Genomic DNA, 23,418 nt, shown 5'->3' with positions numbered 1-23,418 from the left:
TCGCGGGCACGCCCGCGAAGAGGCCGGTACCGACTATAGATATCCCCAAGCCGCCACACCGCTGGCCCTCCCCCCGCTCAATGGCCTAGACTGCATTACTGCGTCAGTTTTCCCAAGGCCCTTGCATGTCCGACCCCCGCTATCAGATCGACGTCAGCGTCGTGACCCGCTACCTCAAAGAACAATCCGACCCCGAAAACAGTCGTTTCGCTTTCGCCTACACCATCACCGTGCAGAACAACGGCTCGCTCAACGCCAAGCTGCTGTCGCGCCACTGGCTGATCACCAACGGTGACGGCGAGGTCGAGGAAGTACGCGGTGCCGGCGTGGTCGGCCAGCAGCCCAACATCGCCCCCGGCCAGAGCCACACCTACAGCAGCGGCGCCGTCATCAGCACCCGCGTAGGCACCATGCAGGGCAGCTACCAGATGTTCGCCGAAGACGGCAAACGCTTCGATGCCCAGATCGCACCCTTCCGCCTGGCGGTGCCCGGGGCGCTGCACTGATGGCTACCTACGCTGTCGGGGATCTGCAGGGCTGCCTGCAGCCACTCAAGTGCCTGCTCGAACGCGTCAGTTTCGACCCCGCCGTCGACCGCCTGTGGCTGGTCGGCGACCTGGTCAACCGTGGCCCCGAGTCGCTGGAGACCCTGCGTTTCCTGTATTCGATCCGCCAGTCGCTGGTCTGTGTGCTGGGCAACCATGACCTGCACCTGCTGGCCGTCTGGCATAACGTCGAGCGCCTGAAGAAAAGCGACACCCTGCGCGAAATCATCGAAGCGCCCGACGCCGACCTGCTGTTCGACTGGCTGCGCCAGCAAAAGCTGCTGCACTACGACGAGCCCCGTGGCATTGCCCTGGTCCACGCCGGCATCCCACCGCAATGGACCTTGGGCAAAGCCCTGGCGCTGGCCGGTGAAGTCGAAGAGGTGCTGCGAGACGACAGCCGCCTTAAGCAGTACCTGGACGGCATGTACGGCAACGAACCGAACAAGTGGAGCAAGAACCTCTGCGGCGTCGAACGCCTGCGGGTCATCACCAACTACCTCACACGCATGCGTTTCTGCACCGCCGAGGGCAAACTCGACCTCAAGAGCAAGGAAGGCCTGGACACCGCCCCCAAAGGCTACAAGCCCTGGTTCGCCCACAAGGAGCGCCGCTCACGCCACGTGAAGATCATCTTCGGCCACTGGGCGGCCCTGCTGGGCCAGGTTGACGAACCCGGCATCATTGCCCTGGACACCGGCTGCGTATGGGGTGGCGCCATGACCCTGTATAACGTCGACAGCGGCGAATACCACCGCTGTGACTGCGCCGACGACGGCACCCTGCGCCAACCGGCACAACCCACTACACTCAACGACCACACCTGAAGGAAGTAGTACCCATGAGCGAATTCAAGCGCATCCCTCCCGAGCAGGCCTTGGAGCTTCGCAAGCAACCAGGTGCGGTGGTCGTCGACATTCGCGACTCCCAGGCTTTCGCCGCCGGCCACATTACCGGTGCCAAGCATCTGGATAACCATTCGGTCGCCGAGTTCATCCGCAATGCCGACCTCGATGCCCCGACCCTGGTGGTGTGCTACCACGGCAACTCCAGCCAGAGCGCCGCAGCCTACCTGGTCAACCAAGGGTTCTCCGACGTTTACAGTGTCGACGGCGGCTTCGAGCTGTGGCGCGCCACCTACCCGGCCGAGACCGCCCAGGGCGCTGCCGAATAAATTTTTCATCTACACTGCAGCCCGCGCCCTGTGCGGGCTCGCGCCTTATCTGACGAACGGTCGTTCGCAACTTCTCCATCCCTCGCCCTTGACCTTGCGGATAACCAACTATTCTTAAGCGCAGGCCATCCAGAAAAAGGGGAGAGCCGGTACACCGGCGTGCGGGTCATCGGTAGCGTTACAGGGTGTTTGGGGGGTATACAGCAATCGGCAACCCGGTTGCGTGCCAGCATCAGCTGACTGATCCGGCGTCGTCTCAACGTATCGAGCGAGGTGACGTCATGAGTATTTTTAGCCACTTCCAACAACGTTTCGAGTCAACGCGCCAGGAAGAATTAACGCTGCAGGAGTACCTCGAGCTGTGCAAAGAGGATCGCAGTGCCTACGCATCGGCGGCCGAACGCCTGTTGCTGGCCATCGGTGAGCCAGAGCTGATCGACACCTCTACCAACTCCAGGCTGTCGCGTATCTTCTCCAACAAGGTCATCCGCCGCTATCCGGCGTTTGCCGACTTCCATGGCATGGAAGAGTGCATCGACCAGATCGTCTCGTACTTCCGCCATGCCGCCCAAGGCCTGGAAGAGAAGAAGCAGATCCTCTATCTGCTGGGCCCGGTGGGCGGCGGTAAATCGTCGCTGGCGGAAAAACTCAAGCAGCTGATGGAAAAGGTTCCGTTCTATGCCATCAAGGGTTCGCCGGTGTTCGAGTCGCCCCTGGGGCTGTTCAACGCCAGCGAAGATGGGGCGATTCTCGAGGAGGAATTCGGCATCCCCCGGCGCTACCTGAACACCATCATGTCGCCCTGGGCCACCAAGCGCCTGCAGGAGTTCGGCGGTGACATCAGCAAGTTCAAGGTGGTCAAGCTGTACCCCTCGATCCTCAACCAGATCGCCATTGCCAAGACCGAACCGGGTGACGAGAACAACCAGGACATCTCGGCCCTGGTCGGCAAGGTGGATATCCGCAAGCTCGAGGAATTCCCGCAGAACGACGCCGACGCCTACAGCTATTCGGGTGCGCTGTGCCGGGCCAACCAGGGCCTGATGGAATTCGTGGAAATGTTCAAGGCACCGATCAAGGTCCTGCACCCGTTGCTCACTGCCACGCAGGAGGGCAACTACAACAGTACCGAAGGCCTCGGCGCCATCCCCTACTCCGGGATCCTCCTGGCCCACTCCAACGAATCGGAGTGGCACACCTTCCGCAACAACAAGAACAACGAGGCGTTCATCGACCGGATCTACATCGTCAAGGTGCCGTATTGCCTGCGCGTCAGCGATGAGATCAAGATCTACGACAAGTTGCTGGTCAACAGCTCGCTGGCCAAGGCCCACTGCGCCCCGGACACGCTGAAGATGCTGGCCCAGTTCACCGTGCTGTCGCGCCTCAAGGAACCGGAAAACTCCAATATCTACTCGAAGATGCGGGTGTACGATGGGGAAAACCTCAAGGACACCGATCCAAAGGCCAAGTCGATCCAGGAATACCGCGATGCCGCAGGCGTCGACGAGGGCATGAACGGCCTGTCGACCCGCTTCGCCTTCAAGATCCTGTCCAAGGTGTTCAACTTCGACCCGCACGAAGTGGCCGCCAACCCGGTACACCTGTTGTATGTGCTGGAGCAGCAGATCGAGCAGGAACAGTTCCCTGCCGAAGTGCGCGAACGCTACCTGCGCTACCTCAAGGAGTACCTGGCACCGCGCTACATCGAGTTCATCGGCAAGGAGATCCAGACTGCGTACCTGGAGTCCTACAGCGAGTATGGGCAGAACATCTTCGACCGCTACGTGCTGTACGCCGACTTCTGGATCCAGGACCAGGAATACCGCGACCCGGAAACCGGCGAAATCCTCAACCGTATCGCCCTCAACGAAGAGCTGGAGAAGATCGAGAAGCCGGCCGGCATCAGCAACCCGAAAGATTTCCGCAACGAAATCGTCAACTTCGTGCTGCGTGCCCGGGCCAACAACAACGGCAAGAACCCGAGCTGGCTGAGCTACGAGAAGCTGCGGGTGGTGATCGAGAAGAAAATGTTCTCCAACACCGAGGACCTGCTGCCGGTCATCAGCTTCAACGCCAAGGCCAGCAAGGAGGACCAACAGAAACACAACGACTTCGTCACGCGCATGGTGGAGCGTGGCTACACCGACAAACAGGTTCGTCTGCTGTCGGAATGGTACCTGCGGGTCAGGAAATCGCAATAAAGCGGCAAGCTACAAGCCGCGAGCTCCAGGCTGCACGGCGCCGAGCGCAAGCCCGGCGCTGCAGCCTGCAGCAGCGGTGGCTGCTCTTTCCTGCAGCCTGAAGCTTGTGGCTTGCAGCTGCTCCAGCTACCGGAGGGACCATGAGCTACGTTATAGACCGACGCCTGAACGGCAAGAACAAGAGCACGGTCAACCGCCAGCGCTTTCTGCGGCGGTACCGCGAACACATCAAGAAAGCCGTCGAAGAGGCGGTGAGCCGCCGTTCCATCATGGACATGGAACATGGCGAGCAGATCAGCATTCCGGGGCGCGACATCGACGAACCGGTGCTGCACCATGGCCGCGGCGGCAAGCAGACCATCGTGCACCCGGGCAACAAGGAATTCACCGCCGGCGAACACATCCCCAGGCCACAAGGAGGCGGGGGTGGTAGCGGGCGTGGCAAGGCCGGCAATTCCGGCGAGGGCATGGACGACTTCGTCTTCCAGATCACCCAGGAAGAGTTTCTCGAATTCATGTTCGAGGACCTCGAACTGCCCAACCTGGTCAAACGCCACCTGACCGGTGCCGACACCTTCAAGACCGTGCGCGCCGGCATCGCCAACGAAGGCAACCCGTCGCGCATCAATATCGTGCGCACCCTGCGCTCGGCCCATGCCCGGCGTATCGCCCTCACCGGCAGCAGCCGTGCCCTGCTGCGCGAGGCGCAGAAGGAACTTGCCCGCCTGAAGATCGAAGAGCCGGACAACTTCAGCGATATCCAGGAAGTCGAACAGGAAATCGAACGCCTGAAGGCACGGATCAACCGCCTGCCCTTCCTCGACACCTTCGACCTCAAGTACAACCTGCTGGTCAAGCAGCCCAACCCCAGCTCCAAGGCGGTCATGTTCTGCCTGATGGACGTGTCCGGGTCGATGACCCAGGCCACCAAGGACATTGCCAAACGCTTCTTCATTCTCCTGTACCTGTTCCTCAAGCGTAACTACGACCGCATCGAAGTGGTGTTCATCCGCCACCACACCAGCGCCCGTGAAGTCGACGAGGAAGAATTCTTCTATTCGCGGGAAACCGGCGGCACCATCGTGTCCAGTGCGCTCAAGCTGATGCAGGAAATCATGGCCGAGCGCTACCCGGCCAGCGACTGGAACATCTACGCCGCCCAGGCCTCGGACGGCGACAACTGGAACGATGACTCGCCGATCTGCCGCGAGATCCTGTCCAAGCAGATCATGCCGCATGTGCAGTACTACACTTACGTCGAGATCACCCCACGTGAGCACCAGGCGCTGTGGTACGAATACGAGCGCATCGGCGAAGCCTTCCCCGACACGTTCGCCCAGCAGCAGTTGGTATCGGCCGGCGACATCTACCCGGTCTTCCGTGAACTCTTCCAGCGCAGGTTAGCCACATGACCGCCAGAGCACAGAGACGCCAACCCATTTCCACCGGGTCCGAGTGGACGTTCGAACTGATCCAGACCTACGACCGGGAAATCAGCCGCCTGGCCGAGCGTTACGCCCTGGACACCTACCCCAACCAGATCGAGGTGATTACCGCCGAGCAGATGATGGACGCCTATGCCTCGGTCGGCATGCCACTGGGCTATCACCACTGGTCCTATGGCAAACAGTTCCTCAGCACGGAAAAGTCCTACAGCCGGGGCCAGATGGGCCTGGCCTACGAAATCGTGATCAACTCCGACCCGTGCATCGCCTACCTGATGGAAGAGAACACCATGTGCATGCAGGCACTGGTGATCGCCCATGCCTGCTACGGCCATAACAGTTTCTTCAAGGGCAACTACCTGTTCCGCACCTGGACCGACGCCAGCTCCATCATCGACTACCTGGTGTTCGCCAAGCAGTACATCGCCCAGTGCGAGGAACGCCACGGCATCGATGCCGTGGAGGACCTGATCGACTCCTGCCATGCGCTGATGAACTATGGCGTCGACCGCTACAAGCGCCCTTACCCGATTTCCGCCGAAGAGGAACGGCGCCGGCAGAAAGAACGCGAGGAGCACCTGCAACGGCAGATCAACGACTTGTGGCGGACCATCCCGAAAAGCGCTGACAAGGGCAACGAACGCGATGATGCGCGCTTCCCCGCCGAACCACAGGAAAACATCCTGTATTTCATCGAGAAGAACGCCCCGCTACTGGAGCCGTGGCAGCGTGAAGTGGTGCGCATCGTGCGCAAGATTGCCCAGTACTTCTACCCACAGCGCCAGACTCAGGTGATGAATGAAGGCTGGGCGACGTTCTGGCATTACACCTTGATGAACGACCTGTACGACGAGGGCCTGATCACCGAAGGCTTCATGATGGAGTTCCTGCAGTCGCACACCAGCGTGGTGTTCCAGCCTGGCTTCGACAGCCCCTACTATAACGGCATCAACCCGTACGCACTGGGCTTTGCGATGTACACCGACATCCGCCGCATGTGCGAAAACCCGACCGAAGAAGATCGCCGCTGGTTCCCCGACATTGCCGGCAGCGACTGGCTTTCTACCATCAAGTTCGCCATGAGCAGCTTCAAGGACGAGAGCTTCATCCTGCAGTACCTGTCACCCAAGGTGATGCGTGACCTCAAGCTGTTCAGCATTCTCGATGATGACCAGCGCGACGACCTGCTGGTGCCCGCCATTCATGACGAGGCCGGCTACCGGATCATTCGCGAGCAACTGGCGGCGCAGTACAACCTGGGCAACCGCGAACCGAACGTGCAGATCTGGAGCGTCGATCGCCGCGGCGACCGCTCGCTGACCCTGCGCCACCAACAACACAACCGTAAACCGCTGGGCGATTCCACCGATGAAGTGCTCAAGCACCTGCATCGCCTGTGGGGCTTCGACATCCACCTGGAGACCGTGCAGGGCGACCAGGTGATGAAGACCCACCACATGCCACCGCGCGGCGAGCACGGCGAAAACGCCGACTACGGGCGCATGGACCTGGCCGTCATCCACCACCTCTGATGCAACGCCATGGCTGTCGACAGGTTATCCTGTCGGCAGTTATGGAGAGTTGCACATGCACATCTACAAAGTCGGCGGCGCCGTGCGCGACCGCCTGCTCGGCCGCCCGGTCAGCGATATCGACTGGCTGGTGGTCGGCGCCACCGTCGAGGAAATGCACGCCAAGGGCTTTCGGCCGGTCGGCGCCGACTTCCCGGTGTTCCTGCACCCGACCACCGGCGAGGAATACGCCCTCGCACGCACCGAGCGCAAGAGCGGGCGTGGCTACGGTGGCTTCACCTTCCACGCCAGCCCCGAAGTGACGCTGGAAGAAGACCTTATACGCCGCGACCTGACCATCAATGCGATGGCCGAGGACGAAGCGGGCGTCTTGTACGACCCCTATCACGGTAAGAACGATCTTGATCAACGCTTGTTACGCCACGTTTCCCCGGCATTTGCCGAAGATCCTTTGCGTGTGCTGCGCGTTGCGCGCTTCGCTGCCCGTTATGCACCGCTGGGTTTCCGGGTGGCCGAGGAAACCTTGGAGCTGATGCGCCAGATCAGTGCTGCCGGCGAGCTGCAGGCGCTGACTGCCGAACGCAGCTGGAAGGAAATCGAGCGGGCGCTGATGGAAGCGCAGCCGCAGGTGTTCTTCCAGGTCCTGCAGGCCTGTGGCGCCCTGGCGGAGCTGCTGCCCGAGCTGGGAGAGCATACCCAGGCAATGCTGGCGCTGGAGCAGGCTGCACTGCATGAGCAGGCCCTGCACGTACGCTGGGCCTGCCTGCTGCACGGGCTGGCTCCCGCTTCGATCAAAGCCGTCAACCAGCGCTTCAAGGCGCCGCGGGAATGCCAGGAGCTGGCGTTGCTGACCGGGGAGTGCCTGGCGCAAGGCAACCAGGCGCTGGCGTTGCCAGCGACGGCGTTGCTGGAGCTGTTACAGAAGTTCGATGTGTACCGGCGGCCGCAGCGGTTCGAGGACTTCCTGATCGCTTGCCAGATGATCGCACTGGGCGAGGGCAAAGTAGGTTATCCACAGGCCGATTACCTGCGAGGGGCAGCAGTGGCAGCGCGGGCGGTGGATGTGAAACCGCTGGTGCAGGCCGGGCTGACTGGGCAGGCACTGGGCGAAGCGCTCAAAGCTGAGCGGTTGAAAGCGCTTGAGACTTACCAGCTCGGCTGATCTCACCGGCCTCATCACGGGCACGCCCGCTCCCACAGAACAGTGCTTTACCTGTGGGAGCGGGCGTGCCCGCGAAAGGGCCGGTACAGGCTCAAGCCGGCGTCAGCTGCAACCCACGCCACTCGAAGGCAACAGGTGCCAGTACCTGGTCAATCCGCGCTTCCTGCCACAACTGCGCCATGCTCTTGCCCACCCCCGGATGCACCAGGTCGGGCGCCAGCAACGCCAGCGGCCACAGCACGAAGGCATTCTTCAGAATCTCGGCACGGGGCAGCACCAGCCCATCGAACGTGCCCAGCAAGTCGTCATACATCAGCACATCGATATCCAGCGGCAGCCCCTTGCGGTCCGGTGCATAGCGGCCGTTGTCGGCCTCGATGAACTTCAGCCGGCGGTCCAGCTCGATCAATGGCAGCGCCGTCTGCCCAGTCACCACGAAGTTGATGAACGGCCCGCTCTTGATACCCACCGCCTGGCTTTCGAACGCCGGCGAACAACGCATGTCGATCAGGATGCCGGCCAGTGCATCGAGCCCGGCACACAGGTGCGCCTCGCGATCGATGTTGCTGCCAAGGCCCAGGTACACCGTGCTCAGAGACATCCGCGCTCGATCTCCACGCCAACACCACCACGGGCCGCAGGCACCGCACCCGGCTTGGTCAGCTTCAACCGCACCCATGGGATGTGGAACTCCTCCATCAGCGTTGCCACCAGGCGCTCGGCAAAGGTTTCCACCAGTTCGAAACGGGCCTGCTCGGCAAACGCCTGGATACGCGCCGACACACTGGCGTAATCCAGCGCCAGGCTCAGGTCGTCACCGGCCGCAGCCGGGCGGTTGTCCCAGGCGAAGCTCAGGTCCAGGCGCAAGCACTGGCGAATATCCCGCTCCCAGTCATAGGCACCGATGACGGTATCGACTTCCAGGCCTTCGATGAACACTCTGTCCAAGCACTTCTCTCCACAGCACGACAAGGGCGACTGGCGCCGTTAGAATCAGGGCGTCCTCGCCCGGAATAGTTAGCATGTTTTGGTTACTGGCGCTGCTCGCCTACCTGCTCGGCTCGCTGTCCTTCGCCATCGTCCTAAGCCGCCTTGCGGGCAGCCCGGACCCGCGTTCCAGCGGTTCAGGCAATGCTGGCGCCACCAACATGCTACGCCTGGCAGGCCGCAAGCTGGCGATCCTGACCCTGCTTGGCGACCTGTGCAAGGGCCTGTTGCCGGTATGGCTCGCCCGCCTTGCCGGGCTGGACCTGCACGCGCAGGCCTGGGTTGGCGTGTGCGCGGTGCTGGGCCATCTGTTTCCGCTGTACTTCCGCTTCCGCGGCGGCAAGGGCGTGGCAACTGCCGCCGGCATGCTCATGGCCCTGTACTTCCCGGCCGCACTGCTGGCCATCGGCGCCTGGCTGCTGACCTTCTACCTTACCCGCACCAGTTCGCTGGCGGCGCTGATCGCCACGCCGCTGACCTTGCCCCTGCTCGCCTGGCGCGAACCAGAGGCGCTGCTGCCGATCAGCGTGCTCACACTGATGATCGTCTGGCGCCACCGCAACAACCTGCGCGACCTGTTCGCCGGGCGGGAACGGCATTTCTAGCCATCAGACCGGCGGCAACTGCTCCATCGGCCAGCGTGCCTGCACGCTGATGGCCAGGTCCTGCTGCTGCCCAGCCAACAACCGCTGGCAGCCAGCGTAGGCGATCATCGCGCCGTTGTCGGTGCAGAACTGCGGGCGCGCGTAGTACACGTTGCCCTTGATGCTGGCGAGCATGTCTTCGAGGGACGCCCGCAAGGCCTTGTTGGCGCTGACGCCACCGGCGATGACCAGGCGCTTGAGGCCGGTCTGCTTCAGCGCCCGTTTGCACTTGATGGTCAGAGTCTCCACCACCGCCTGCTGGAACGCCAGGGACAGGTCGCAACGGGTTTGTTCGTTGTCGTCACCAGCATCGCGGCACTGCTGCCAGGTGTTCAGGGCGAAGGTTTTCAGGCCGCTGAAGCTGAACTCCAGGCCCGGGCGGTCGGTCATCGGCCGCGGGAAGACGAAGCGCCCCGGCACACCGCGCTCGGCCAGGCGAGCGATTTCCGGGCCACCGGGGTAGTTCAGGCCGATCAGCTTGGCGGTCTTGTCGAACGCTTCGCCAGCGGCGTCGTCCAGGCTCTCGCCCAACAGCTCGTACTGGCCGATGCCGTCGACGCGCACCAGCTGGGTGTGGCCACCCGAAACCAACAAGGCGACGAACGGAAACTCCGGCGGGTTCTGCTCCAGCATCGGTGCCAGCAGGTGGCCTTCCATATGGTGCACGCCAATCGCCGGGATATCCCAGGCAAAGGCCAGTGCCTGCGCACAGGACGCGCCCACCAGCAAGGCACCGACCAGGCCAGGGCCGGCGGTGTAGGCGATGGCGTCGATCTCGGTGGCGACGCAGCCGGCCTCGTCCAGCACCTGGCGGATGAGCGGCAGCATGCGCTTGACGTGGTCACGCGAGGCAAGCTCGGGCACCACACCGCCAAACACACGGTGCAGGTCGATCTGGCTGAACAGTGCGTCGGCCAACAAACCACGCTCGCTGTCATATAATGCGACGCCAGTTTCGTCGCAGGATGTTTCCAATCCCAGTACTAGCATGGGCTCGTCCCTTGTGGGGGCTGAATTCGAAGCCGCGCATGATAGTCCTCGTGTCGGATGCCGACCAGCGGTTTTCGATCAGAGGCTTTGCATTCCGGCTTGCTAAGGGTTAACATCCGCAACCCTTGAAAACCGACGTTCTCCAGCACACCTTTGTTTTGCCAGGAGCACGTCTACCCCGGTAATGAATTAAGGTAGCCCTGGATGCCAGCCGTCAAAGTTAAAGAGAACGAACCCTTCGACGTAGCTCTGCGTCGTTTCAAGCGCTCCTGCGAAAAAGCCGGTGTACTGGCTGAAGTTCGTAGCCGCGAGTTTTACGAGAAGCCGACCGCCGAGCGTAAGCGCAAAGCAGCTGCTGCTGTTAAGCGTCACGCCAAGAAAGTTCAGCGCGAACAGCGCCGCGCCGTTCGTCTGTACTAATACAGGCGTTCTACGCAAAGCTTCTGCCCTGCCCGGCTAACCGCCGGGCGATGGCAGTGGTCGCTTCAAACTTGAGCAGCTAGCTCAAGGCCCTGCATAAGCTTCTTGCGAACTGCACATGGGCAACCTGCCTGAAACGTCAGAGCTGGTCCTTCTTGTTGTATGACCAGACGTGCACGTCCGACTGACGGGCCCCACCGGGCTGGCGGCGAGCACATTTTCCCTCGTACTTCTCCAAGCGGCACCCGCCCCATTCGGCGTGTGAGCGATTAGACTTGCCAGTTGCCAGATGACGAGACTGCCATGGCCGGGCTGATTCCCCAGAGTTTCATTGACGACCTGATCAACCGCCTCGACATCGTCGACGTGGTGAGTTCGCGCGTCCAGCTGAAAAAGACCGGCAAGAACTACTCCGCCTGCTGCCCGTTTCACAAGGAAAAGACCCCTTCCTTCACGGTCAGCCCCGACAAGCAGTTCTACTACTGCTTCGGCTGCGGTGCCGGTGGCAACGCGCTGGGCTTCGTCATGGACCACGACAACCTGGACTTCCCCCAGGCGGTCGAGGAACTGGCCCGCGCCGCTGGCATGGAAGTACCCCGCGAGCAAGGCCGCCGCGACCACAAACCGCGCCAGCCCACCGATTCGCCGCTGTACCCGTTGCTGGACGCCGCTTCGGAGTTCTACCGCCAGGCCCTGCGCAGCCACCCGACCCGCAAGGCGGCGGTGGACTACCTCAAGGGCCGCGGCCTGTCCGGGGAAATCGCCCGCGACTTCGGCCTGGGCTTCGCCCCGCCAGGCTGGGACAACCTGCTCAAGCACCTGGGTGCCGACAGCCTGCAGCAGAAGGTGATGATCGACGCCGGCCTGCTGATCGAGAACGCCGAAAGCGGCAAGCGCTACGACCGCTTCCGCGACCGGGTGATGTTCCCGATCCGTGACAGCCGTGGGCGCATCATCGCCTTCGGTGGCCGGGTGCTCGGCGACGACAAGCCAAAGTACCTGAACTCCCCGGAAACCCCGGTGTTCCACAAGGGCCAGGAACTGTACGGCCTGTACGAGGCACGCAAGCACAACCGCAACCTCGACGAGATCATCGTCGTCGAGGGCTACATGGACGTCATCGCCCTGGCCCAGCAGGGCTTGCGCAACGCCGTGGCCACCCTTGGCACCGCCACCAGCGAAGAGCACCTCAAGCGCCTGTTCCGCGTGGTGCCCAGCGTGCTGTTCTGCTTCGACGGTGACCAGGCCGGGCGCAAGGCCGCCTGGCGCGCCCTGGAGTCGACCCTGCCGAACCTGCAGGACGGCCGCCGTGCGCGCTTCCTGTTCCTGCCCGAAGGCGAAGACCCGGACAGCCTGGTGCGCGCCGAAGGCACCGATGCCTTCATGGCGCGCATCAACCAGCACGCCCAGCCGCTGGCCGACTACTTCTTCGAGCAACTGGGCGTGGAAGCCGACCCGCGCTCGCTGGAAGGCAAGGCGCACATGGCGACCCTGGCAGCACCGCTGATCGAAAAGATCCCCGGCGCCAACCTGCGCCAGCTGATGCGCAACCGCCTGCGCGAAATTACCGGCCTCGACCCGCAGCAGGTCGAGCAACTGGCGCAACACGCCCCGGCCCCCGGCAACGTGCCGGACTACGACCCTGGCTACGATTACGACGCCATGGCCAGCTACACCCCCGACTACGGCGACATGCCGCAGCACGACTACGCCCCTGCCCAGCAGGAACAGGCGTGGAAGCCGAACAAGGGCGCCGGCAAGAAGCAATGGGGCGACAAGCCCTGGGACAAGAACCGCAAGGGCGGCAAACCCTGGCAACAACGTGACGAAGCGCCACCGCGCGTGCCGGCCCCGGTCGAACCGCCAACCCTGGCCGCCCTGCGCACGCTGCTGCACCACCCGCTGCTGGCCGGCAAGGTGGAAGATGCCAGCCATTTTGCCGACGAAGAACACCTGTACAGCCAGCTGCTGGTGGCCCTGATCGAAGCCGCGCAGAAAAATCCTGGGCTAAGCTCAATGCAGTTGATCGCACGTTGGCACGGCACCGAACAGGGCCGCCTGCTACGGGCGCTGGCGGAAAAGGAATGGCTGATCGTGGCCGACAACCTTGAACAACAGTTTTTCGACACTATAACTAGCTTGTCCGCCCGCCAACGCGAGCGCAGCCTGGAACAACTGCTCAGGAAATCACGTCAAAGCGAATTGACCAGCGAGGAGAAATCCCAGCTCCTCGCCCTGCTGAGCCGGAATGTTCCCGCACAAACGCCGACCTCATCTGGCGCGTGAGGCCCATGCTCGGGTATAATCCTCGGCTTGTTTTTTGCCCGCCAAGACCTTCAGTGGATAGGGTGTTATGTCCGGAAAAGCGCAACAGCAGTCTCGTATCAAAGAGTTGATCACCCGCGGTCGTGAGCAGGGCTACCTGACTTACGCGGAGGTCAACGACCACCTGCCTGAGGATATTTCAGATCCGGAACAGGTGGAAGACATCATCCGCATGATCAACGACATGGGGATCAACGTATTCGAGAGTGCTCCGGATGCGGATGCCCTTCTGTTGGCGGAAGCCGACACCGACGAAGCTGCGGCCGAAGAAGCCGCTGCTGCGTTGGCGGCAGTTGAAACCGATATCGGCCGCACGACCGACCCGGTGCGCATGTACATGCGCGAAATGGGTACCGTCGAGCTGCTGACCCGCGAAGGCGAGATCGAAATCGCCAAGCGTATCGAGGAAGGCATCCGTGAAGTCATGGGCGCCATCGCCCACTTCCCGGGCACTGTCGACTACATTCTCGGCGAATATGACCGTGTCACCAGCGAAGGTGGCCGGCTGTCCGACGTTCTCAGCGGTTACATCGACCCTGACGACAACATCGCTGCACCGACCGAGGAAGTGCCGATCCCGGGCGCCAAGGCCGCGACCGCGAAGGAAGAGTCCGACGACGACGAGGAAGAATCCGAAAGCGGTGACGACGAGGAAGAGGCCGAGAGCGGCCCGGACCCGGAAGTCGCCCGCCAGCGTTTCGGTGCTGTCGCCGATCAGCTGCAGGCCACCAACAAGGTCCTGAAGAAAAACGGTCGCGCCCACAAGGAAAGCATCGAGGCCCTGCAGGCCCTGGCCGACCTGTTCATGCCGATCAAGCTGGTACCCAAGCAGTTCGAGGTACTGGTAGAGCGTGTGCGTGACGCCCTGAACCGTCTGCGCCAGCAAGAACGCGCCATCATGCAGCTGTGCGTACGTGATGCGCGCATGCCGCGCGCCGACTTCCTGCGCATGTTCCCGGGCAACGAAACCGACCAGACCTGGAGCGGTGACCTGGCCAAGCGCAACACCAAGTGGGCTGCCGCCCTGGGTGAAAAGGACGCTGCCATTGTCGCTTGCCAGCAGAAGCTGATCGACCTTGAGAACGAAAGCGGCCTGACCGTTGCCGAGATCAAGGAAATCAACCGTCGCATGTCGATCGGTGAAGCCAAGGCCCGCCGCGCCAAGAAAGAAATGGTCGAGGCGAACCTGCGTCTGGTGATTTCCATCGCCAAGAAGTACACCAACCGTGGCCTGCAGTTCCTCGACCTGATCCAGGAAGGCAACATCGGCTTGATGAAAGCGGTGGATAAGTTCGAATACCGTCGCGGCTACAAGTTCTCGACCTATGCCACCTGGTGGATCCGTCAGGCGATTACCCGTTCGATCGCCGACCAGGCACGCACCATCCGTATTCCGGTGCACATGATCGAGACGATCAACAAGCTCAACCGTATTTCCCGCCAGATGCTGCAGGAAATGGGTCGCGAACCGACCCCGGAAGAACTTGGCGAGCGCATGGAAATGCCTGAGGACAAGATCCGCAAGGTACTGAAGATCGCCAAAGAGCCGATCTCCATGGAAACCCCGATCGGTGACGACGAAGATTCGCACCTGGGCGACTTCATCGAGGACTCGACCATGCAGTCCCCGATCGATGTGGCCACGGTCGAAAGCCTCAAGGAAGCCACCCGCGACGTGCTCTCCGGCCTCACCGCGCGTGAAGCCAAGGTACTGCGCATGCGCTTCGGTATCGACATGAACACCGACCATACGCTCGAAGAGGTAGGCAAGCAGTTCGACGTGACCCGTGAGCGGATCCGTCAGATCGAAGCGAAGGCGTTGCGCAAACTGCGCCACCCGACTCGCAGCGAGCACCTGCGCTCCTTCCTCGACGAGTGATGACAAACCCCGGCCCAGGCCGGGGTTTTTCTTTCCGCCCTGTGCAACCTGCCACTCCCGCATGGATCGTGCAGGCCTGCACGAAAGACTCCACCTTCCACCCAACACCAGCAGCAATGCCCGTCTACACTCGACTTCAGTCCCCCCTGAAAGCGAGGCCGCTATGTCCCTGTTGCCGGCCATCCTGTTGATGTTCCTGCTTTTGTGGAACACAGCGGCCGGCGCCCTGACCCTGACAGATGAGGAAAAAGCCTGGTTGGCTGCCCATCCGCAGTTGAGCCTGGGTGTAGACGCCTCTTGGCCACCGTTCGAGTTTCGCGACCAGGAGGGCCGGTACCAGGGATTGGCCGCCGATTACATCGCCACCATCCAGCAACGCCTGGAGGTGACGCTCAAACCGGTCGAACCGCGCAGTTGGACCGAAGTGTTGGCGATGGCGCGGGAAAACCGCATCGACCTGCTGCCCGGCATCATGTCCACCCCCGAGCGCCAAGGCTACCTGGCCTTCACCCGCCCGTACCTCGATTTCCCCATCGTCATCCTCGCCCATAAAGGCGCTGCACAGCCGCGCAACCTCGACGAGCTGTACGGCCTGAAGGTTGCCGTGGTGGAGAACTACGCCCCGCACGAATTACTGCGCACGCACCACCCAGACCTCAACCTGGTGGCCTTGCCCAATGTCAGCTCCACGCTGCAGGCCCTGGCCACCGACCAGGTAGACGCCGTGGTCGGCGACCTCGCCTCGAGTATCTGGAGCTTGCGCCAGCTGAAGCTCGATGGCCTCTACGTCAGCGGCGAGACCCCTTACCGCTACCAACTGGCCATGGGTGTGCCGCGTGACAAGAAGATACTGGTCGGGATTCTGGACAAGGTGATTGCCGACATGAGCAGCGGCGAAGTCAGCCAGATCCAGCAACGCTGGGTGGGCAATGTGGTCGACCAACGGATGTTCTGGTCCGACTTGCTGACTTACGGCCTGCCGGCGGTACTGCTGCTGATGGTGGTGCTGGCGGTGGTCATCCGCATCAACCGCCGCCTCAGCTCAGAAATTTCCCGGCGCATCGCCCTCGAACAGGAGCTGCGCAGCAGCGAATACCGCTACCGCAGCCTGGTCGAGAGCCTTTCCGCCATTGCCTGGGAAGCCGACGCCAACGACTTCATCTACAGTTACGTTTCGCCACACGCCGAGGACCTGCTGGGCTATCCACTCAGCGAATGGCTCAAGCCCGGCTTCTGGCGCAGCATCCTGCACCCGGATGACGCCCTCTGGGCCCAGGCCTATTGCGACAGCGAAACGGCGGCTGGGCGTGATCACAGCCTGGATTATCGGGTGATCCGCGCCGATGGCCAGCCGCTGTGGGTACGCAACATCGTCAGCATGATCGAGTACGGCCACAAACCGGTGATGCGCGGGCTGATGATCGACATCAGCGAGACCAAGCGCACCGAGAACGCCCTGCGCCTGTCGGAACAGAAGTTCGCCTCGGTGTTCCAGCAGTGCCCGGACATCCTGCTGATCGCCCGCCACAGCGACGGCTGCCTGCTGGAGGTGAACGAAGCCTTCGAAGAGCAGATCGGCCTGGCCCCGGACCAGGTCATCGGCCGTACGGCCACCGACCTGAACCTGTGGGGCGTCGAAGGTACCGGCCCGCGCCTGCTCGAACGTCTGCACCAGGGCGGTATCCGTAACCTGGAGATGAGCTTCCGACGCAGCAACGGCCAACTGTTCACCGGCCTGACCTCGGCGGAAACCTTCGAGCTCGACGGCACCCCAGCACTGGTGGTGGCCGTGCGCGACATCAGCCAGCTCAAGGAAACCCAGGAACAGCTGCAAACCTCGGAAGAAAAATTCGCCAAGGCTTTCCACGCCTCCCCCGACGGCCTGCTGCTGTCGCGCCAGACCGACGGCTTGCTGCTTGAAGTGAACGAGGGCTTCTGTCGCCTCACCGGCTACGACCTCAACCCGACCCTCGACCAGACCTCGCTGGACCTGGGCATCTGGGTCGACCTCAACGAGCGCAAGCGCCTGGTCGAGCAGCTCAACCGCGACGGTTTCGTGCGTGACTTCATCTGCCACATTCGCCGCAGCGACGGGCAGATCCGCCTTTGCGAACTGTCCGCCCGGCCCCTGCCGATTGCCGGCGTAGACTGCATGCTGACCATCGCCCGCGATATCACCGAGCGCCACCTGATGCAGGAAAAGCTGCAACTGGCTGCCACCGTGTTCGAGAACACTGCCGAAGGGGTGCTGATCACCGACATCGACCAGCGCATCAGTGCGGTCAACCGCGCCTTCACCGAAATCACCGGCTACAGCGAGATTGAAGCACTCGGCCAGACCCCGCGCCTGCTCGCCTCCGGCCAGCACGACAGCGCCTTCTATGCAGCCATGTGGCACCAGCTGACCGACGAAGGCCACTGGCAAGGCGAGATCTACAACAAACGCAAGAACGGCGAGCTGTACCCCGGCTGGCTGACCATCAGCGCCGTGCGCAACAGCGAGCGCGAAATCACCCACTTCGTCGCGGTGTTTGCCGACATCTCCAGCCTCAAGCACGCCCAGGCCAAGCTGGACTACCAGGCTCACCACGACCCGCTCACCGGGCTGCCAAACCGCACCCTGTTCGAAAGCCGCCTGCAGGCCGTACTCACCAGTGAACAGGAGTCCAACCGCCAGGGCGCGGTATTGTTCCTCGACCTCGACCGCTTCAAGCACATCAACGACAGCCTCGGTCACCCGGTCGGCGACCTGCTGCTCAAGGGCATCGCCCAACGCCTGAAGGAGCAGGTACGCGACGTCGACACCGTGGCCCGCCTGGGCGGTGACGAATTCATCATCCTGCTGCCGGGCCTGCACAAACCCAGCGACGCCAGCACCATCGCCAACAAGCTGCTGGCCTGTTTCAACGCGCCGTTCCAGGCCGGCGAACATGAGTTCTTCACCAGCGCCAGCATCGGCATCAGCCTTTATCCACAGGACGGCACCGACGTTTCCACATTGATTCGCAACGCCGACGCGGCGATGTACCGTTCCAAGGCCAAAGGCCGCAACCGCGTCGAAGCCTATACCCTCGACCTCACTGCCCAAGCCAGTGAACGCATTGCCCTGGAGCACGAGCTGCGCCGCGCCATCGAACGTAATGAAATGAGCCTGTGCTTCCAGCCCAAGCTCAGCCTCAGGACCCAGAGCCTGGTGGGTGCCGAAGCATTGATCCGCTGGAGCCACCCGACCTTTGGTGAAGTGCCGCCGGAACATTTCATCCACCTGGCGGAAGAAAACGGCACCATTCTCCAGCTTGGCGACTGGGTACTGGAGCAGGCCTGCCGCCAGATACAGGCCTGGAAGCAGCACTACGAACCCTTCGGCCCGCTGTCGATCAACCTCGCCGGCGCGCAGCTGCGCCACCCGCACCTGGCCCGGCGTATCGAACAGTTGCTCAGGCAATACCAGCTGCAAGCTGGCGACCTGCAGTTGGAAATCACCGAAAACTTCATCATGAGCCAGGCAGAAGAAGCCCTGGCCGTGCTGTACCAATTGAAGAAGCTGGGCGTGCAACTGGCCATAGACGACTTCGGCACCGGGTATTCCTCCCTGAGCTATCTCAAACGCCTGCCGCTGGACATTCTCAAGATCGACAAGTCGTTCATCCGCGGCCTGCCCGATGACCCGCACGATGCAGCCATCGCCCGGGCAATCATCGCCCTGGGCCGCAGCATGCAGCTGACCATCATTGCCGAAGGCGTGGAAAACCAGGCCCAGCAGCGTTTTCTGGCAGCTGAAGGGTGCGAACAGATCCAGGGCTACATCGTCAGCCTGCCGCTGCCACCGGAGGAGTTTGCGGCAGGGTTCCTTCGCATAGCACTATCGGATCTTTCAGATGGCACAGGTGCGAAACCCTCGTTATAATCCGGCCACTTACTGAGGGCCTATAGCTCAGTCGGTTAGAGCAGAGGACTCATAATCCTTTGGTCCACGGTTCGAGTCCGTGTGGGCCCACCAGCTACGACGAAGCCGCGCAATTGCGCGGCTTTCGTGTTTCTTGCCCCAGACAACTCGCTTGCATCCGATAGTGAGCCGAATAGGATCAGTATTCGGCTCATTGATGAATAGCCGTTATGAACGAAACGTTTTTGGCTATTCCCCTCGCGGCCGCATCTCAACCTGTCGCGGATTGTAGAAAATCATTCCGCCCGGAATATCCCGCGTAACCAGCGACATTGCCCCGATCACCACGTCGTCCCCGATGTCGATGTGATCAGCAACGATACAGCTGTTGGCCCCCATGCTCACGTTGTCGCCAATGCGCAGCGCGTATTCCTGCAAGCCCAGGGTCTTGATGCCGATCGAGCAGTTCTGCCGAATGAAAAAATTCCGCCCGATGCTGACGTGCCGGGTGATGACCACGCCGGGCAGGTGCCCAATGCGCAGGCCGGGGGCGATCTGCGCGCCGATGTCGATATCCACGGCGTACTTGAGATTGAGGCGTTGTTGCATGCGCCGCGCGTGACGCCGGAACACTCCGCCACGGGCGCTGAAGTACTGGGCCAGACGGAAGGCGAAGAGAAACCGTAGTTTGTTGTCCTTGCGTGCGCGACGCACCACGTTGAACAGCAGGCTGATGCGGCGTCCGGCCTTTTTCTTGTTGGAGACTTCCTGTCGCCAGCATTCGAACAGATAGTCGAGGTTCACGCTGAAGTTCCATTTGGATATGTACTGCATGATGCCCAAGGCACAGCCGTAGGGCCAGTCCAGTCGATAGCAGACCGTGTCGACACGGCCCGCTGTAACCGCACTTGCTCTGGTCAGCGCTCGCTGGCTAGGCTAGCGAGCCAACCGTAGAGACTTGCCATGTCGGATTCTCGTTCCATCACGCTGGATGAAATCGATCGCCAGCTGATCGCCCTGCTGCAGATCAACGCCCGCGAAAGTGTCGCCACCCTTGCCCGCCAGCTGGGTATCGCCCGCACTACCGTCAACTCGCGCCTGGAGCGGCTGGAGAAGAACAAGGTCATCTCCGGCTATGGCGTGCGTCTGGGCCAGCGGGTATTGGGCGGCGGCCTGCAAGCGTATGTGGGGATCAAGGTGCAACCGCGCTCGGGCAAGGAGGTGGTGCGGCGCTTGAGTGCCATGGGGCAGGTGCAGCAGCTGTGCGCGGTAAGCGGCGAGTTCGACTATGTGGCTTGGTTGCGTACCGACTCGCCCGAACAGCTGGACCAGTTGCTCGACCAGATCGGCAGTGTCGACGGGGTGGAGAAGACCACCACATCGATCATCCTCAGCAGCAAGGTGGACCGCGGGCAGCCGCTCTGAGCTGGCTGGCACTCAGGCCTCCTGGGCGTCGAGCAGGCTGTCCAGGATCGCCGAGAGGCTTTCGGCGCAATGCTGCATCGCCCAGACCAGGTCGCGGCTGCGCTCGGGTGCATGGTGCTGGGCGTAGTCGGTGACGATCTGATCGAGGCCACGGGCCAGAAGGCAGGCGTGAACCAGAGCGTCTGCGGCGTCGATGCCGGGGCGGATGGCGAACAGCGGCGGGTGGCTGGATTCGCAGTTGCAGAAGGTTTTTTCGGCGGTGGGTTGCAGTTTTGCGGGTTGGCCTGAATCAGATTTCTTCACGATGCAATTTCCAAATTGAGTCTTGAGGAAACTGCCGGCCAACTCCTTCTCACGGGATATGGGCGGCAGCCATGCACGGGGTGAGAAACCGGCCAACTTGGAAATCCGGCCAGGCCGAAGCCTGCCCGCGCACAGCTGCCATGACACAAGCCTTGGTGCGAAGTTGGAGGATGGGTTCTCACACCCGCTCGCCCGAACAGCGGCGACCCAGTGAAGTTAACGATGAGGCGTTTCCCACGCAGCCAGACCGAGGCTATAGCTGGCGTAGGGTAATTCTTTGAATCTAGGGATGGGTGTAGGAATTGGCTGATCAGCGCCTTTCAAAATGCGCGGGATGCCGATAGGGCGCATGAGGGCCACTAGGGGCTTGCCTTGCGATTTGCAGGGCCTGTGCGATCGAGCGCCGCCCGCGCGGCGCATCGCGAGCTGCGCTCGCTCCTACGTTTGTTTCGGGCCAGTAACGCCTGTGAAAAGCGCGCGCGACTGCCTGGTGCATACAACACGATATCGTGCCATGCGCCAAAGGGTCCGCGCGCCAATCCCCCAGGAATAAATAGCCCGAAACAAACGTAGGAGCGAGCGCAGCTCGCGATGCGCCGCGCGGGCAGCGCTCGATCGCACAGACACCACAAACCTCAAGACGAAAACCCGTCAAAAATAACAATCAAACAATCATTTAGACGAAAAAACCTACATTCAGACAACACAATAAGCCTTAATAACGAACACCCCACTCCCTAAAATGACCCCAGGCATCTCCTATACTCAGGCTCCGCTCCTCGCGCAGCCCCTCTGGCAAGGTCACTCCATGAACAAGAAAAACCGCCACCCCGCCGACGGCAAAAAGCCCATCACCATTTTCGGCCCGGACTTTCCCTTCGCCTTCGACGACTGGCTGGAACATCCCGCAGGCCTGGGCAGCATCCCGGCCGAGCGCCATGGTGAGGAAGTGGCCATCGTCGGCGCCGGCATCGCCGGGCTGGTGGCGGCCTACGAGCTGATGAAGCTGGGCCTCAAGCCGGTGGTGTACGAGGCCTCCAAACTGGGTGGCCGGCTGCGCTCGCAAGCCTTCAACGGTACCGACGGGGTCATCGCCGAACTGGGCGGCATGCGTTTCCCGGTGTCGTCCACCGCCTTCTACCACTATGTGGACAAGCTGGGCCTGGAAACCAAGCCCTTCCCCAACCCGCTGACCCCGGCCTCGGGCAGCACCGTTATCGACCTGGAAGGCCAGACCTACTACGCCGAAAAACCCGGCGACCTGCCCAAGCTGTTCCAGGAAGTGGCCGACGCCTGGGCCGACGCGCTGGAAAGCGGCGCCCAGTTCGCCGACATCCAGCAGGCCATCCGCGACCGTGACGTGCCGCGCCTGAAAGAGCTGTGGAACAAGCTGGTACCGCTGTGGGACGACCGCACCTTCTACGACTTCGTGGCCACCTCGCGCTCGTTCGCCAAGCTGAGCTTCCAGCACCGTGAGGTGTTCGGCCAGGTCGGCTTCGGCACCGGCGGCTGGGACTCGGATTTCCCCAACTCGATGCTGGAAATCTTCCGCGTGGTGATGACCAATTGCGACGACCACCAGCATCTGGTGGTCGGCGGGGTGGAGCAGGTGCCGCAAGGCATCTGGCGCCATGTGCCGGAGCGTTGCGTGCACTGGCCCGAAGGCACCAGCCTGAGCGCGCTGCATGGCGGCGCGCCACGTACCGGGGTCAAGCGCATCGCCCGCGCTGCCGACGGCCGCCTGGCGGTCACCGACAACTGGGGCGACACGCGGCACTACAGCGCCGTGCTCGCCACCTGCCAGACCTGGCTGCTGACCACCCAGATCGACTGCGAGGAATCGCTGTTCTCGCAAAAGATGTGGATGGCCCTGGACCGCACCCGCTACATGCAATCGTCGAAGACCTTCGTCATGGTCGACCGGCCATTCTGGAAGGACAAGGACCCGGAAACCGGCCGCGACCTGATGAGCATGACCCTCACCGACCGCCTCACCCGCGGCACCTACCTGTTCGACAACGGCGACGACAAGCCGGGGGTGATCTGCCTGTCCTACGCCTGGATGAGCGACGCCCTGAAAATGCTCCCGCACCCGGTGGAAAAACGCGTGCAACTGGCCCTGGACGCGCTGAAGAAGATCTACCCGAAGACCGACATCGCCGGGCATATCATCGGCGACCCGATCACCGTTTCCTGGGAAGCCGACCCGTACTTCCTCGGTGCCTTCAAGGGCGCGCTGCCAGGCCATTACCGCTACAACCAGCGCATGTATGCCCATTTCATGCAGCAAGACATGCCTGCCGAGCAGCGTGGCATCTTCATCGCCGGTGACGACGTGTCCTGGACCCCCGCCTGGGTCGAAGGCGCTGTGCAAACCTCGCTGAATGCGGTGTGGGGTATCATGAACCACTTCGGTGGTCGCACCCACCCGGAAAACCCTGGCCCAGGCGACGTGTTCAACGAAATCGGCCCGATCACCCTGGCGGACTGAGACAAG

At 62.2% G+C, this 23,418-nt stretch carries 19 protein-coding genes and 1 tRNA gene; 15 read left to right on the top strand and 5 right to left on the bottom strand.

Features of this window, described 5'->3' with window-relative positions:
* Positions 1-125: 125 nt before the first annotated feature.
* From apaG to JKP78_RS19590, 7 genes are all read left to right on the top strand, one after another.
* Positions 126-506 carry a Co2+/Mg2+ efflux protein ApaG gene (apaG, locus tag JKP78_RS19620; RefSeq protein ID WP_186675034.1) on the top strand — a complete coding sequence of 127 codons (381 nt, stop codon included), beginning with the start codon at positions 126-128 and terminating at the stop codon, positions 504-506.
* Positions 506-1,372 carry a symmetrical bis(5'-nucleosyl)-tetraphosphatase gene (locus JKP78_RS19615; protein WP_186690147.1) on the top strand — a complete coding sequence of 289 codons (867 nt, stop codon included), beginning with the start codon at positions 506-508 and terminating at the stop codon, positions 1,370-1,372. The genes apaG and JKP78_RS19615 overlap by 1 nt, the downstream gene beginning before the upstream one ends.
* A 14-nt stretch (positions 1,373-1,386) precedes the next feature.
* Positions 1,387-1,719, top strand: a complete 333-nt coding sequence (glpE, locus tag JKP78_RS19610; protein WP_186690149.1) for a thiosulfate sulfurtransferase GlpE — start codon at positions 1,387-1,389, stop codon at positions 1,717-1,719.
* Positions 1,720-2,000: 281 nt separating this feature from the next.
* The gene (locus JKP78_RS19605; protein WP_170027948.1) at positions 2,001-3,923 is read left to right on the top strand and encodes a PrkA family serine protein kinase; all 1,923 of its coding nucleotides are present in this window, start codon (positions 2,001-2,003) and stop codon (positions 3,921-3,923) included.
* Between the two features lie 140 nt (positions 3,924-4,063).
* Positions 4,064-5,335, top strand: coding sequence for a YeaH/YhbH family protein (locus JKP78_RS19600; protein ID WP_186690151.1), 1,272 nt, complete (start codon positions 4,064-4,066; stop codon positions 5,333-5,335).
* A complete protein-coding gene (locus JKP78_RS19595; RefSeq protein WP_170027946.1) occupies positions 5,332-6,900 on the top strand; it encodes a SpoVR family protein in 1,569 nt (522 codons plus the stop codon). Before JKP78_RS19600 ends, JKP78_RS19595 begins: the two co-directional genes overlap by 4 nt.
* A gap of 55 nt (positions 6,901-6,955) precedes the next feature.
* Positions 6,956-8,062 carry a multifunctional CCA addition/repair protein gene (locus JKP78_RS19590; RefSeq protein WP_200627300.1) on the top strand — a complete coding sequence of 369 codons (1,107 nt, stop codon included), beginning with the start codon at positions 6,956-6,958 and terminating at the stop codon, positions 8,060-8,062.
* Positions 8,063-8,153: 91 nt separating this feature from the next.
* On the opposite strand, the gene folK is transcribed toward JKP78_RS19590, so the two are convergent.
* Both folK and folB read right to left on the bottom strand, forming a co-directional pair.
* Entirely contained in the window at positions 8,154-8,663 is a 510-nt protein-coding gene (gene folK / locus JKP78_RS19585) for a 2-amino-4-hydroxy-6-hydroxymethyldihydropteridine diphosphokinase (protein WP_200627298.1), read from the bottom strand.
* The gene (gene folB / locus JKP78_RS19580) at positions 8,654-9,010 is read right to left on the bottom strand and encodes a dihydroneopterin aldolase (protein WP_019471281.1); all 357 of its coding nucleotides are present in this window, start codon (positions 9,008-9,010) and stop codon (positions 8,654-8,656) included. Before folB ends, folK begins: the two co-directional genes overlap by 10 nt.
* A gap of 74 nt (positions 9,011-9,084) precedes the next feature.
* Between folB and plsY the strand changes: the two genes are divergently transcribed.
* Positions 9,085-9,654: a glycerol-3-phosphate 1-O-acyltransferase PlsY gene (plsY, locus tag JKP78_RS19575; RefSeq protein ID WP_170027943.1), complete on the top strand. Its 570-nt coding sequence runs from the start codon at positions 9,085-9,087 to the stop codon at positions 9,652-9,654.
* 3 nt (positions 9,655-9,657) lie between these two features.
* Here the strand turns inward: plsY and tsaD are convergent, their stop codons facing one another.
* Positions 9,658-10,683 carry a tRNA (adenosine(37)-N6)-threonylcarbamoyltransferase complex transferase subunit TsaD gene (tsaD, locus tag JKP78_RS19570; RefSeq protein ID WP_170027942.1) on the bottom strand — a complete coding sequence of 342 codons (1,026 nt, stop codon included), beginning with the start codon at positions 10,681-10,683 and terminating at the stop codon, positions 9,658-9,660.
* 204 nt (positions 10,684-10,887) lie between these two features.
* Between tsaD and rpsU the strand changes: the two genes are divergently transcribed.
* From rpsU to JKP78_RS19545, 5 genes are all read left to right on the top strand, one after another.
* Complete coding sequence (gene rpsU, locus JKP78_RS19565) at positions 10,888-11,103, top strand: 30S ribosomal protein S21 (RefSeq protein ID WP_003255575.1); 216 nt, start codon at positions 10,888-10,890, stop codon at positions 11,101-11,103.
* A 303-nt stretch (positions 11,104-11,406) separates the two neighbouring features.
* Positions 11,407-13,389, top strand: coding sequence for a DNA primase (gene dnaG / locus JKP78_RS19560; protein WP_170027941.1), 1,983 nt, complete (start codon positions 11,407-11,409; stop codon positions 13,387-13,389).
* Between the two features lie 67 nt (positions 13,390-13,456).
* On the top strand, positions 13,457-15,307 hold the full coding sequence (gene rpoD, locus JKP78_RS19555) for an RNA polymerase sigma factor RpoD (protein WP_170027940.1): 1,851 nt from the start codon (positions 13,457-13,459) through the stop codon (positions 15,305-15,307).
* A gap of 163 nt (positions 15,308-15,470) precedes the next feature.
* Entirely contained in the window at positions 15,471-19,214 is a 3,744-nt protein-coding gene (locus JKP78_RS19550; protein WP_200627296.1) for an EAL domain-containing protein, read from the top strand.
* A gap of 16 nt (positions 19,215-19,230) precedes the next feature.
* A tRNA-Ile gene (locus tag JKP78_RS19545) sits at positions 19,231-19,307 on the top strand.
* Positions 19,308-19,442: 135 nt separating this feature from the next.
* Here JKP78_RS19545 and JKP78_RS19540 read toward each other — a convergent pair.
* Positions 19,443-19,997, bottom strand: a complete 555-nt coding sequence (locus tag JKP78_RS19540; RefSeq protein ID WP_200627294.1) for a serine acetyltransferase — start codon at positions 19,995-19,997, stop codon at positions 19,443-19,445.
* A 159-nt stretch (positions 19,998-20,156) separates the two neighbouring features.
* Between JKP78_RS19540 and JKP78_RS19535 the strand changes: the two genes are divergently transcribed.
* Positions 20,157-20,618: an Lrp/AsnC family transcriptional regulator gene (locus JKP78_RS19535; RefSeq protein WP_112251518.1), complete on the top strand. Its 462-nt coding sequence runs from the start codon at positions 20,157-20,159 to the stop codon at positions 20,616-20,618.
* A gap of 12 nt (positions 20,619-20,630) precedes the next feature.
* On the opposite strand, the gene JKP78_RS19530 is transcribed toward JKP78_RS19535, so the two are convergent.
* A complete protein-coding gene (locus JKP78_RS19530) occupies positions 20,631-20,921 on the bottom strand; it encodes a hypothetical protein (RefSeq protein WP_186690182.1) in 291 nt (96 codons plus the stop codon).
* Between the two features lie 808 nt (positions 20,922-21,729).
* Between JKP78_RS19530 and JKP78_RS19525 the strand changes: the two genes are divergently transcribed.
* Positions 21,730-23,412: a flavin monoamine oxidase family protein gene (locus JKP78_RS19525; RefSeq protein ID WP_186690548.1), complete on the top strand. Its 1,683-nt coding sequence runs from the start codon at positions 21,730-21,732 to the stop codon at positions 23,410-23,412.
* Positions 23,413-23,418 lie beyond the last annotated feature (6 nt).

It is taken from the genome of Pseudomonas sp. LAM2023, from assembly GCF_016620375.1.
In the GTDB taxonomy this organism is placed as follows: domain Bacteria; phylum Pseudomonadota; class Gammaproteobacteria; order Pseudomonadales; family Pseudomonadaceae; genus Aquipseudomonas; species Aquipseudomonas anuradhapurensis.
Note: the sequence above shows the minus strand (reverse complement) of the source record. Positions and strands in the feature narration are given on the sequence as shown.